This window comes from Kitasatospora sp. NPDC024654 (assembly GCF_055559155.1).
The window spans coordinates 14,488-28,355 of the sequence record NZ_JBVHLF010000086.1; the positions used below are offsets into that span (position 1 = coordinate 14,488).

The 13,868-nt window shown below is 69.7% G+C and carries 3 protein-coding genes; all 3 read right to left on the reverse strand.

The annotated features are described in order from the left end of the window. Positions 1-38 precede the first annotated feature (38 nt). Entirely contained in the window at positions 39-4,166 is a 4,128-nt protein-coding gene (locus ACZ38L_RS32340) for an Eco57I restriction-modification methylase domain-containing protein (RefSeq protein WP_465700073.1), read from the reverse strand. Then, entirely contained in the window at positions 4,166-7,093 is a 2,928-nt protein-coding gene (locus ACZ38L_RS32345; protein ID WP_465700076.1) for a helicase-related protein, read from the reverse strand. The genes ACZ38L_RS32340 and ACZ38L_RS32345 overlap by 1 nt, the downstream gene beginning before the upstream one ends. A 74-nt stretch (positions 7,094-7,167) precedes the next feature. Then, a complete protein-coding gene (locus ACZ38L_RS32350; RefSeq protein WP_465700078.1) occupies positions 7,168-13,473 on the reverse strand; it encodes a protein kinase domain-containing protein in 6,306 nt (2,101 codons plus the stop codon). Positions 13,474-13,868: the final 395 nt, after the last annotated feature.

Here is a 13,868-nt window from a genome sequence, read left to right on the forward strand (position 1 = left end):
ACCGGCTAGTCCGGCGACGGGCCGTCATGCACTTCCACTCAGCTTGCTGGATGGCGGGGACCACAACCAGGAGGCGGAGTAAGAGCTGACGTAAAGCTCTCCCCATCCACGAGTGGTGTCATGAGACTGACGCCAGCAGCAGCCATACGACTATGCTCGGCTAGCACTAGCCGGCTGGTGCGATACTCGCCGTACTTGCCGATCTCGTTATTCTTGAGGCCACCAGATTCGGATTGAAATGTCTCCAGGATATACTCGGCATCCTCATTTTCGATCCCATAGAGGTGGAGAAAGTACGAATCCAGCTCAGCCCGGATCTGAGCACGGCGGGCCTCGTCCCATAGGAAAGGCTGTCCCATGTCTCCCAGGTCGCGCGCAAGACCAGCCATATCATGGGCCGTATAGACAAGCTCAAGGACTCGCGGGGCGATGAACGCGACATGGGGTTCCAGAGTCGCCGGAGCAGGAACAGGGAGCTGCTTCCAAACGAAAAGACCCATGCTCATTCCCCCGATCTTCTGCCGGCTGACAAAGTCGAAGACCAGAGAGCTCTGAGTCGCAATTAGTACAGCGATAAGCCTGGGTTCGGCATTCACCAACATCAGAGGAAACTTGTGTCCAACTGCCGCACGCGGGATGAACGCAGGTATGGCTGTACGCTCATTCGTAGACGCCGTGACATCACACCAACCACAGAGCCAGTCCCGCTCCCATCCCGCAGCCTCCAGACGGAGGGCGACGCCCGGCACCTCGACTTCCTTGCCACTTCTGCGACTCTCGATCAGTCCGCTCTCGGCAATCCAGTTAAGAGGCAAGGCAAGCCGCCCCGGATCCTCGAGATCCTCTTGGGTCAGATAGCGCGGCTGGTTCTGTCGAGTGACCGCTGTCGCGCTCTTCACTACATCAGCAGCACGGTGATTGAAGAAGTCGACCATCTTCGCTTCGTACAGCGGCAGCATCCGCTTTCCATTCCGTACAAAGACATTCCCTTGAAGTTCCCAGCCCTGCTCCTCCAGTACATCACGCCCGCGGAAGAGGTCCGAGTCGTCGGTCATGTTAAAGAGATTCTTGAAGCTGATACTCCAGGGATTGCCGGTCTTCTCGGTCTCGTTCCACAGGACCGGGATCCGGCGGTAGATCGCCGTAGTAAGGTCAGCGTCGCGGCGGCTACGGAAGATGGGGAGCGTGCCGGTGTTGGGGTTGATGAGCGCGATCTCTTCAGCGCTGAGCTTGAAGACACGGTCAGCGTCATCAAGGTCAGTGGTGTCCTCCAGGAAGAACGCGAACCTCGCCGCAGGTTCTCGCAGACCCCGGCCAGTCAGAGAGAGCAAGCAGAACTTGTAACTTGAGTGCACGCCATCGAAGAGCGGCTTGCGGTTCTCGAAGTCGTATAGGGATGCGATGGCACCGCACTGGGTGAAGTCGTTGAAGAGATGCTGCGCTCCCGCACCCGTCGCGATGGCTGTCGGGATGACGCACCCGAAGCGCCCGTCAGCGGCAACGATGGTCGCGAAGCGCTCGGCGAACAGTTGATCCGTCTGAAGCGAGTTGACGCCCTTGACCGTGAGGCCCTTTCCGCACAGCGGGAACGCCCCGGAGCTGCCCGCGAACAGGAACGTGGACTTTACCTTGCGGCGTTCGGCACGGTATCGCTCGCCCTCCTCCGGGTTCTCCTCCGCCCACTCCGCGATGCGGGTGCGCCGCGCCGTTCCCGAGATCTCGGCGATGGACGGTTCGACGATGCTGAAGTACTTCTTGTCCTCGAAGTCGACCTTGTCCCACGGCGGATTGCCGACCACGCAGGAGAATCCACCGGCCCAGCCAGTCGTCGGGTCTACTCCAACGCCATCCTCCGGAACGCTGAGGATCTCGGGGAACTCCAAGTGCCAGTGGAAGAAGCGATACCGCGAGGCGAGCCGGATGATCTCGTCGTTGGTGGCCGTCGTCGCGCCGGCGCCCTCGGGGGCCTGTAGGCCGCGGTAGACCTCCTCCGTCACTGTGGGTGGGGCATCGGCCGTCTTCTGCCAGACAAAGGCGGCACACCAGGCGTCGGCGACGTGGAGGGCATGGAGGTAAGCCGGGTCCTGCTCCCAGGCGCGGAAGGCGGAGGACTGAAGGTGAACGTCCTTGAGGGTTTCGGCCGAAGCGGCGATGATGTGGCGCAAACCGGAGGCGAAGGTGGAGTTGGCAACCTTGACGCCGGTGTCGAGGTCGAAGAGACCACTCTGACCTGAACGCTCGGCGGCGTTTCGCCTCATCAGGCTGGCAGCAATCTTCGTGTCATCGCCCTCGACGGCTTTGAACGCGTCATCCGGAATGCCGCCTGCGAGGAGAGCCGGGGTGGCACCGATGAGCCCATTCCCGTGTTTGATGTGGGCGTCGAGGAAGCCCAGCGGCTTGCCCGGCTCCAGGGCCTCCAACCACAGCGACACCTTGGCGAGTTCGACCGCCATCGGGTTGAGGTCCACACCGTAGATGCACCGGGCGACGACCTCGTGCAGGGCGTGGCGCACGGCGTCCAGCGTCGGCTCGGGGTTCTGCTCCCGCACGGCGGCCACGCGCTTGGCTATGCGGCGCGACGCCGCGACCAGGAAGTGGCCGGAGCCGCACGCCGGGTCACAGACCGTCAGGGACAGCAACTCCTCCACGATGGCGTCGCGCGCACTGGGTTGACCGGAGTGCGCAGCGCGGATCTCGCCGCGCTTGACGGCGTCGTCGATGACCGGTTCGAGAGTCGAGTCGAGCAGGCAGTCGATGAGCGAGGTCGGGGTGTAGTACGACCCGGTCGTCTTGCGGGCGTTGCCGGCCAGCTCGACCAACGCAAACGTGCGGTCGGCGGCGCTGTGCTTGGGGACCAGCTCCAACAGCGACTCGTAGATCGAGCCGAGCTCTTCCGCATCCAGGTGGCGGTAGTCCACGACCCTGTTCCGCTTGGTGGCGACATCGCGGACGATCGACAGCTCGCGAACGGCGCTGAGCAGCGCCTCGTTCGACAGGGACAGTCCGTGCAGAAGCCTGTCGGCCTCAACGTCGTCGAAGATGCCACCGAGCCCCGGCAGCCCCAGCTCCGGACGCCCGTCCTCGTCACCGAGGGCCGTCAGCACGATCCGCAGCGCCTGGTACAGGTCGCCGTGCGCGGTCCCTCGCCGCCGTTGCGCCTGGCGGCGGAGCCGTGCGGACGAGAAGTACCTGGCGTAACGCTCCTTGGCCTGCTCGGAGGCGGTCGGCAGCAGCAACGCCTCGCGGTCCTCGGCCACGAAGAGGAAGAGCAGCCGGTACACCAGCCTCAGCAGCGCGTAGTGGTACGTCTCCACGTTCAGGTCGGCGCGCAGTGAGCCGTTGTCAGGATGGCGCAGGAAGCCCGTCCCCAACGTCGTGATGGCATTCTGCACACCCTTGCGCAGCTGCTCCAAAGCGCGAGTGCCGGAACTGATGGCCTCACTCCGCCACTTCTCCAGCCAGCACGCCGAAGCCGCCGCGTCCTCCCCCACGTCGAACCGCGACACGTGCAGCAGCCGGTACAGCAGCACGAACTCGCTGAACAGCTCGCCGTCGAAGATCGCCTCCAGGTCGAACTCGACGTACGACGCCGTCGCCAGCGCGCTGGAGTCGCGCAGCAGGCGCAGCTGGCGGCCGTTGGTGAGCACGCCCCACAGGTGCGCCTCGGTCCGGTTCAGGCTCTCCTGGACCATGGACTGCGGCGGGACGGTGCCCGCGCCGCCCGGGCGCTTGTCCAGCTCCGCGTTCCACCGGGTCATGTGGATCGGCACGTGCCGCCAGCGGTGGCTGATCGGGAACACCTTCTCCGCGTCCCCCGCCACCGGTATGCCGGTCGCCCCCAGCGCCGTCAGCCGGCCGAAGCCCAGCTCCGCGAACAACGGCTCCAGCCACTGGGCGACCGCGAGCCCGGTCGGGTCGGCGGCGGGCGCACCGGTCTGCTCGTCCTCGGGCAGCCGGGCGCGCAGCTCGCGCCACACCGCCTTGAGGTAGTCCCAGTGGCGTTCGGCGTCGTCGCGGACGGACCGCGAGCCGATGACGCCGTAGTCGGCGGGCTTGGCGCCGGGGACGTCCTTGCCGTCGGCGATGCGCACCAGCATGTCGGCGGGGATCAGGCCGCCGATGGTGTGGACGGCGGAGAAGACCTGGTTGCGGGCGGTGGCGGACATCAGGCGGCCTCTCCGGTCGACGCGGTCGCGGGCAGGTAGACGTAGGCGCCGAGGATGTCGGCGGGCTGCTGGGCCGTCACCCGCAGGCCGCGGATGATCTCGCCGGAGGCGGTGCGGACCCGGCGGTGCGAGGCGTCGAGCTCGGCGGCCAGCCCGTCGCCGTACTCGGCCAAGTACCTCTCTACCGATCCGAGTTGGCCGAGGATGCGGCTCATGGTCCGCTCGCCGAAGTACGGGTCGGTGTTCTCGGACGCCTGGGCGCCGAGCAGCGCGACGGCTTCCTCCTGGGACAGCCAGACGGCGCTCTTCGGCGCGCCCTGGAAGGCCAGCAGGCGGGCGTCCTCCGCCACGAGCTGCTTGTCTCCGGTGCGGGAGGGCAGCGTGAGGTGGAAGCGGTAGCGGACCAGCAGCAGGGTGGTCCGGGACTGGACGGCGTCCGTCGTGACGACGCCGCACCGCCGCGCCGGGCGGCTGCCCTCGGCCTGCGTGTCCAGCGCCGCGTTGAGCACGTGGGCCGCGAGGGCGCCGACGACCGGGTCGGTCCGCACCAGGGCGGCCTCGCCCCGCGCCACCGCCGGGTCGGCGCGGAAGGGTATCGGCTTTCCCGTCTCGACGGCCTCGCCACCGACCACCGGGGCGAGCGCGTCGCGCAGGCCGGCCGGGGTGCCGGAGACCTCGGCGGTGAAGTCCCCGGCGTCGGCGGTTCCGCCGCGCAGCACGGCGCCGAGGGCCTGTAGGGAGTCCCGGACGAAGGTGCGGACCTCCCCCGCGCTGCCCAGCGTGTCGCGGATCGCCGCGACCTCCCGGGCCACCTCCTCCGGGTGGATGGAGCGCTGGGCGAACCGGGAGCGGGAGGCGGTCTCACGCTCGGCGGCGGAGTTCCAGTCCTGCTCCAGCTGGGCGGCCTTGGCGTCCACCAGGTCGTCGACCGCGAACAGGCCCTCCTGCTGGCCCTCCCGCCCCCGCAGCAGCACCCACTCGACGATCGCGTCGGTCACCCCGGAGGAGGTCTCGTCGGGTACCGAGACGGAGATGCCGAGGTCCTTGCGGATCTGCCGGTGCTTGGCGATGAGCACCTCCAGCACCTTCCCGTCGATGCCGTTGTCGGCGCCGTACAGCGTGATGACCCGGACCTCGTCCCGCTGCTGGCCGTAGCGGTCGACCCGGCCCTCGCGCTGGTCGTGGCGGGTCGGGTTCCAGGCGAGGTCGTAGTGCACGACGGCGTCGAAGTGGTGCTGCAGGTTGACGCCTTCCGACAGGCAGTCGGTCGCGATCAGCACCCGGCGGGCGGCCTTGTCGCCGCCGGCCTCCTCGGCGAGCTGTTCGATCCGCTCGATGCGCTGCTGCGGGGAGAGCGTGCCGGTGACGGCGGCGGTCTTCGTCCGGGCGCCGAGCTTGCCCGCCAGTTGCTCGGCCAGGTACTCCGCGGTCGGGATGTAGCGGCAGAACACGATCGGGTTGTAGCCGTCGGCGAGCAGCGCCTTGAGGTGCTTGGTGAGCTCCTTGAGCTTGCGGTCCTCCTGCGGGCCCTCGAGTGCCGTGGCACGCTCGGCCAGTGCGGCCAGGCGGGCGCCGGCGCCGTCCGTCTCCGCGCCCGGGGCCACGTCCATGCCCTCCAGGACGTCGCTGTCGGCCGAGTCGCTGGTGAGCGGCGCGCCGAGCCGGTCGGCCTCCTCGGCGCTGGCGGCGACCGCGGCGGCCGAGCGGGTGGTCAGCGTCTGGGCGGCGGCGCGCGGTGAGGAGACCAGCGAGCGCAGCAGGGCGATCGCGGACCACCAGGCGATCCGGGCTTCCCGCTTGCCCTGGGAGCCGGCGGCCTCGACGCGATCGCTCGCGTACGCGATGGCGTCGTCCAGCAGTTCGCGGTAGGCCGGGGATAGCCGGTAGGTCTCGTCCTTGAAGTAGCGGTCCGAGGGGAACGCGGTCCGCTCGGCGAGGCTGTCGTCGGTCAGGCCGTCCTCTCGGGTGAGGTACTGGCGGACGTCGGCGCGCTTGCGCTGCACGAAGTGCTGGGCGAGCAGCACTCGGCCCGCCTCGGAGTCCAGGTCCACGGTGGCCAGTTCGGGCCGCACCAGGCCGAGCAGCTTGCGGAACGCGGACTCCTTGCCGCTGTGCGGGGTGGCGGTGACCAGCAGCAGGTGCCGCTCGGCGGCCTCGGCGACGCGGCGCAGCAGCTCGTACCGCAGCTGGTTCTGCGACGCCCTGGCGGCGCCGCCGGTGTCGTCGGCGGCCACACAGGTGTGCGCCTCGTCGACGATCACCAGGTCGGGGCAGTGGCGCAGGAAGTCGTCGCGGTGGCGCGGCGACTTGATGAAGTCCGTGGAGACCACGACGTTCGGGTGGCGGTCGAAGAGCGACTGGCCGAGGTCCAGGCCGCGCTCCAGCCGGGAGACCGTCGAGGCGAGGACGAGTTCGGCGTCCAGGCCGAACTTGGTGCGCAGCTCCTCCTGCCACTGCTCCGCCAGTGCCGGCGAGCAGAGCACCGCCAGGCCCTTCGCCTCGCCCTGGGCCAGGAGTTCACTGGCGATCAGTCCCGCCTCGACCGTCTTGCCGATGCCGACGTCGTCGGAGATCAGCATGCGGACGGTCTTCTGACGCAGCGCCATCAGCAGTGGGACCAGCTGGTAGGCCCGCGGCTCAACGGCGATCCCGGCAAGCGAGCGGAACGGGCCGGCGCCGGAGCGGAAGCCGATCCGCAGGGCCGAGCGCAGCAGGCCGGCGGCGCGCTGGTCGCCCAGGTCGGTGGGCGAGGGGGCGGCGAACTCGGCTCCCCTGACCTCCTCGAAGGCGGGGAACACGGCGGCGATGTCGTCGTCGGAACCGCCGAGGGGCCGCAGCACCAGCATGTCGGCCTCGCTCTCGGGCAGCACGACCCATTCGCGGCCACGGGCGGTCACCAGGGAGCCGGCGGAGTAGGTGAGCGTCATCAGAAGCGTCAGTCCTCGTGGAGTCGTTCGTCGGGCCGGCGACCGTCAGATCGGCCGGCCCGTGGTGTCCCTGCTCAGGCGGTGGGGTGTGCGGTGCCGAAGTAGCGGGCGTGCGGCGCCACGAGGGCGTCCCAGTCGCCGTCCTGCGGGAAGCGCAGGACGTCCCAGTTCGCGTCGAGCAGCCGCTCGTGGGCGTCCTCGTCGCGCAGGGCGGTCGGCTCGGTGGCGGAATCGTCGACGAAGACGGCGAGCTTGACCCCGGACATCCGGTAGACGTAGTCGGGCATCGCGTTGGCCTCGGTGACCAGCGTCCGCACCGCGTCAGGCAGCCGCAGCCCGCGTTCCTTGAGCCAGCTGACGAAATCACGCTCCAGCGGCGTGTCCGTCGGCTCGGCCGCCGGAGCTCCGGCAGGCTGCGCGCTCGCGGCAGCCTCCTGCTCGTCCTGGGCGGCGAGCAGCCGGCGGAACTGCTCCGAGCGGGACTCGCCGCGTGCCTCGCGCTCGGCCGTCGCGGAGGCGAGCCGCAGCAGCAGCACACGGACCGTGCGCCGGTCGATGAGGGCGTGGTTGAGCTGGTTGCCGTAGGTCAGCAGGCATTCGTAGCAGCCGCGTTCGCACGGCCGGTCTTGGTGCGGGCCACCCAGGTCGTTGCCCTGCTCGTCGAAGTGGCAGATCGCCAGCGCCTGGCGGGCGGCCTTGGCGAGCGCGTCCGGCTCGGACTGGAGGCGGCGCAGCACGCCCGCGCCGCCCTCGGCCGCCTCCATGAACAGGAAGCGGTCGCGCGGGCCGTCGTTCGGTGGGAGGAGTTCGCCGGTGAGCTCGGAGTCCTCCAGCTCGAAGGCGGCCTCGATGCCGCGCTCGAGCGCGTACATCAGGGAGAGCGCGATCGGCTCGGGCAGCGGCTCGGCGAGGGTGAGGACGAGGATGTTGCGGCTGTCCTGCACGTAGGGGATGACCCGCTTCTTGCGGCGCTTCTCGTTGCCGTCGGCGTCGACCACGGGCAGCTCGCCGGAGTCGCCGGAGGCGTCGGCGGCGTCGCGGTCGTTCATCCAGCGGCCGTCTCCCGGGTCGAGCCAGTAGCCGGCCGGGTCGTCCTTCTTGGCGCGCAGCCGGCCCACGTTGGTGATCCGGACGGTCGCCGAGTCGCCGTAGGCCAGCTGGGCCAGCCGGCCGGCGGTGTCCGCGACGGTGGCGTCCTGGCGGCCCTTGCGGGTGCCGTGGATCTGGAAGGCGTAGGAGGTCTCCAGCTTGAACCCGGCCCTGCGCCGCTCCTCCTCGTCGGAGGAGATCCGCTCGCGGCGCTGGGTGTAGACGGTGTGCAGCTGGAGCAGGCCGTGCGTGGCGGCGCCCAGCGGCTCGTCGCACATCCGGCAGCGGTCGTCGCGGTCGCGCGGGTCGTGGTGGTAGCCGCAGTGCTCGCAGCGGCGGGCCTCGCTGGTGGTCACCTCGCCGGAGGCGTCCGGCGGCAGCTGGATGCGGGTGACCTGGTAGCGGGCGCCCTCGTGGTAGATCAGCGCGCCGGGGCCGAACTCCCGGATCGCGAGGAAGCGGGGGCGCTGGAGGTAGTCGCCCTCGCCCTGGCGGCGGCCGGCCATCGGGATGTAGGCGGCGAGCGGCAGCCGCGGGAAGGAGTAGCCGGGCAGGAAACCCTCGGAGGCGAGGTAGCGGTAGGGGTTGAAGTCGGAGAGCACCGACTTGTTCTCCGCGCTCTCGTTCTTGAGCAGGTTGAGCTGGGTCTCGGCCTCCCGCCGGCGGCCCACCGCACGCCTGCGGTCGCCCTCGGTGAGGCTGTGGTCCAGGACCCGCTTGTTCTGCACGTACTGGTCGTCGAGGGCGGCGCGGAACAGGTCGCGCCAGCGGTCGAAGGCGCGGTCGAACCGCTCGGACACGGTGCGCACCCGGTCCTCGATCCACCGCTCGTCCCACCAGGTGGTGTTGGCGAACTCGGGCACCAGCGGGCCCAGCACCCGGTAGGCGGCGGCGATGGTCCGGTCCTGGGCGTGGACGTCCCGTGAGGCGGCGTGGATGTCAGGAAGCAGGTCCAGGGCGGGATCGGGACGGTCGCCGGTCTCCGGGTAGGAGACGTCGAGCACGGCCGGGATGGCACGGCCGAGCTTGAGCCCGGCCTCGGCCAGCCAGATGCCCTGGACGTGGGAGAGGACCAGGTCCTCATTGGCGAGGTCGAGGCGCGGGGGCGCGACGGCGCCGGCGACCATGCGCTCGGAGCGGCGGAAGTAGTACTGGTCATGGCTGTTGCCGGTCGCGCAGTACGTGGTGACCAGTGCCGGCTGGCCGCTGCGGCCGGCGCGGCCGGAGCGCTGGGCGTAGTTGGCGGGCGTCGGCGGCACGTTGCGCATCATGACGGCGTTGAGCGAGGAGATGTCGACGCCCAGCTCCATCGTCGGTGAGCAGTACAGCAGCTTCAACTCGGCCTTGCGGAACGCTTCCTCACGCCTCTCCCGCTCGTCCGGGTCGACCTGGGCGGTGTGCTCGCGGGCGAACAGGCCGGCCAGCGCGCCGGCCGCGTTCCGGTAGAGGTCGCGGAAGAAGGTGTTGACCCGGGGGCCGTCGCCGCTGGCGTAGGTGCGGGTGAGCGGGTCGTGGGCGCCGTGTTCGCCCTTGCCGGCGCGCCAGATCAGGGACTGGGCGGCAACCCGGTAGCCGGTCACGGCCGGCCCGGAGGAGTGCCGGTAGCGGCCGGCGCGCTGCGGCGCCTCGATGACCTCCTTGACCAGCCCCGCCCCGGCCAGGACCTTGAGCAACTCCTCGATGACGAGCTGGAGATCGCCCTTGTCAAGCTCGCGGAAGGCCCTGTCCGTGCGGCACAGGTACTTGCCGTACTTGCCGCGCGCCGAGAGGAACAGCCCGGAGCGGTCCATCCCCCGCCCGGAGGACTGCGGGTAGGCGGTACCGACCTTGGGGCTGTCGGTCTTCGTCAGCACCCACGGGTCGATGAGGCGCTCCTCGCTGGCACGCTGGAGCGAGTCGAAGTCGTCCCGGAAGTACTGGACGTCGATGGCGAGGGAGCGCCGCATCTCGTCGAGCAGCGCCCTGGTGATCTCCGCCCGCAGCACCGGGTCGGCGTCGCGCAGTGCCCGGTGGGTGCCCTCCCAGCGGTCCTGGCGGCCGGCGACCCAGGAGAGGTCCTCGTAGTCGATCTCCAACAGGCCCGTCTGCTCCAGGTTCGGCATGGTGATCCGCCAGCCGCGTTCCAGGTCCAGGTAGAGCCGGAAGGCGATGACGTCACGCAGCGTCTTGGCCGCGTTGCGGACGATGGACGGCGCCTGGTCGGCCACACCGGTGTAGTCGAGCGGGTCCAGCGCCAGGGCGCCGGTGACCGCGGCGGCCAGCTCCTCGTGGCGGACGCCCTCCTCGCCCGCGTCCAGGGCCGCCCGGTAGAGGGCGCCGCGCAGTTGGGTGATCTGGACGAAGTCGTTGAAGTGGCCGGCCTGGAGCGAGGCGTCCTGGCGGTTGTCGACGAAGGTGAGGAGCTTGCGCGCCTCCTTGTCCAGAGCCTCCGCCGGCACCGACTTCAGCGAGCGGACCACCGAGGCGGAGATCAGCGAGGTCGCCGAGGAGCGCCCCTCCTGGTCAAGGGTGGCCAGCTTGGCGAAGTCCTTTCCGCGGGTCTGCTCGTAGGCCACCCCGCAGTGCGGGCAGAACAGGAACGGGGACGGGATGAACGCCGCCTGGAGCTCGCCGTAGCCCTCGGTGCCGTACGGGTCGACGGTGACGGCGTGCGGCACCCGGTCGCGGTGCGACTTGCGGACGACCTCCTGGCCGCGGTCGTCGATCTCCAGCCAGGACTCGGGAAGGCGGCGGTCCGCGATCGCGGCCTCGGGGTTGGCCGGCCAGGGGCGGTCGTGGTCGATGTAGAGGTAGCCGTCGCCCTGCCGGCCGCCCGTGGCCGAGGTGTCGCGACGGGCCTCGTAGCGGATCTGCCCGTCCTTCTCGGTGCGCCAGACCGTCAGGTACTCCTGGCCGCACTCCCGGCAGAATGCCAGCGGCATCAGCAACTTCCCGCCGGAGCCCGGCTGCTCCAGCTGGTAGGCGCGGGTCAGGTGGCGGGAGAGCTTGTCCTCCAGGGTGACGTAGACGGTGTCGCCCTTGGAGAGGAACTGGTGCAGCCGGAAGGCGAAGAGCGGGCGCTCGGTGACCGGGTGGCGGGCCTGCGAGCCGGCCTCCAGGGTGGCCTGGATCGCCGCGACGCACTCGCCGGCCGGCACGCCGCTCTGTTCGGCCAGCTCTTCGGCGGCCTCCTCGATCTTGGCCGGCTTCTGACGGACCAGCCGGCCGGTGGCCTGGTCGGTGGCGAGGCCGAAGCGGGTCTCGATCCAGCGGGCCAGCGGGTCCCGCACCAGGCCGTCGTAACCACGCGGCGCGGCCGGGGCCCTCAGGCGCTCGGCGGGAACCGTCGTCGGTGCCTCCCCGGTGGCGCGGACCAGGGTCTCACCGATGACGTGCTCGGGCTGGACCCTGGTGCCGAAGAGCGTGGAGGCCACGTTCGCCACGGTCTTCTTCTGGTCCTCCAGCGTGCCCTCCGTGGACATGGTCGCGGAGGTACCCACGCACTGGAGTCCGTCCGCGGCCTCGCATGCCTCGCGGACCCGGCGGATGAGCAGGGCCACGTCCGCGCCCTGGCGGCCGCGGTAGGTGTGCAGTTCGTCGAAGACCAGGTACTCGAGGCCCTTGGCCATGGTGATCAGGCTCCGACGGTCGTCGGGCCGCGTGAGCATCAGCTCCAGCATCACGTAGTTGGTGAGCAGGATGTCCGGCGGGTTGTCGCGGATCTCCTTGCGGCGGGCGTCGTCCTCCTGGCCGGTGTAGCGGGCGAAGGTGACGGGTTCGCGACCCTCACCATAGCCGTCGCGCAGGTACTTCCCCAGTTCCTGCAGCTGGCTGTTGGCGAGGGCGTTCATCGGGTAGACGATGATCGCCCGCACCCGCCTCCGTGACCGCGGGCCCTCCGCCTGCCGGGCCTTCAGGACCCGGTCGACGATCGGCACGATGTAGGAGAGCGACTTACCGGAGCCGGTGCCGGTGGTCAGCACGTACGAGGCACCGGACTGGGCCGCCTCGACCGCCTCCCGCTGGTGCTGGTGGAGGGTCAGCGGGCGGCCGTCGCAGACCCTGCCGCCCTCGGTCTTCTTCGCCTGGAAGATGCGTGCGCACTCCTCGTGCAGCACTCCCTGGCCGACGAGCTCCAGCACGGTGCCGCCGCCGGCGAAGAAGGGGTTCAACGACAGCCACGGGTCGGGCCATTGCGACTTGGCGTTCAGATCGTCCTCGACGAAGGCGGCGATGCGATCGTCGCGGATGACGGTGCCGCCCTCGGTGAAGTCCCGGTAGTCGTCGAGCAGCCTGCGGTGGACACCGAAGACGTCCATGCCCGTGCTGGTGGCAGGACGGCTGGGCTTGCTGTCGTCGACGGGTGCCCCGACGCCGGCGGCCTTCGGGGTGCGCAGCGGACGGACCGGGTCGAAGGCGCTCCAGGAGATGATCTGCCGGTCGTCCCCGTCCTGGCCGACCAGCGGAAGAAGGGCGTCGCGGACAGCGACGGCGTCGGCGGGACGGCCGGCCGGGTCTTTGGCGAGCAGACGATCGATCAGGCGGGCCAGCTCGACCGGGACATCCTGCCGGATCAGGGCCACCGGCGTGGGTGACTCCTCGATGTGCTTGCGCATCAACTCGTAGGCTGCCTCGCCCACGAACGGCGCGACGCCGGTGAGCATCTCGAAGAGCAGGCAGCCCAGCGCGTAGAGGTCGGCGGCCTGGGCGACCTGCTCCGCCTTGCACTGCTCGGGGGCCATGTAACGGGCGGTGCCGACCGCGACGCCGGTACTGGTGAGACGGGCGTCCCCGGGATCGTCGACGATCCGGCCCATGCCGAAGTCCAGGACCTTGACGGTGCCGCCCCTGGTCAGCATCACGTTCGCGGGCTTGAGGTCCCGGTGGACGATACCGGCGGCATGAGCGGCGGACAGTCCGTCGGCGATCTGAGCGCCGATCGCAGCAACCCAGACGACGGGGAGTTGACGCTCCTCCTCGATCAGGTTGCGCAGCGTCTCGCCGTCCAGGTACTCCATGGCCAGGTAGGGCAGCCCCAGAGCCGGATCCACGCCCCCGTCGACGAGCCGGGTGAGGTGGGGGTGGTCGAGGCGCCGCATGATACGCACTTCACGGGCGAAGCGTTCGACCGCCTTGGCATCGGCAGCAGTGTCGATGGAGGCTCCGGAGCGGCGACGGAGAATGGTCTTGACGGCGACCACGCGTTCCGGCGATCCGTCAGTTGCACTGAGATCCTGAGCCTTGTGGACCTCGCCCATGTTGCCGGAGCCGATGGGCCCCATCAGCCGGAACCGTCCGCCGATCAGCTCCATGCCCAAAACGCCGGCCCTCCCACTTCGCCTGCGACCGCGCACACGACACTCTGAACCTCTGCGCCACTTCAGCACCATAGAGAAGGGCGACCGCAGCGACCGTACACGAAATCAGATCAGTGTGGTCACCAGACGAGAGCATCTTGTAGCTGGTAACCAGCACCTCGTGGGTCAGGCTGGCTTCTCCTCACGGAACGTCATCACCTAACGGGAGTCGAGGCCACTCGGGGCGCCGAGCCTGGCGGCCTCAGGCGGACGGCCCCCACCTCCTAGAAGTCTCCTGAAGATCTTGTTGGTGGAGGGGTGTCCCGGGTGGGGGTGCCCCTCCACCGTTATGCGGCGGCGGGAGCGAGGGTCCAGGTGCGGCCGGTGTGGGTGAGGCCGAGGTTGATCAG

Coding starts and splice junctions, on each gene's coding strand:
- ACZ38L_RS32340 (WP_465700073.1), bottom strand. CDS start 4,166: ATGTCCGCCACCGCCCGCAACCAGGTCTTCTCCGCCGTCCACACCATC.
- ACZ38L_RS32345 (WP_465700076.1), bottom strand. CDS start 7,093: ATGACGCTCACCTACTCCGCCGGCTCCCTGGTGACCGCCCGTGGCCGC.
- ACZ38L_RS32350 (WP_465700078.1), bottom strand. CDS start 13,473: ATGGAGCTGATCGGCGGACGGTTCCGGCTGATGGGGCCCATCGGCTCC.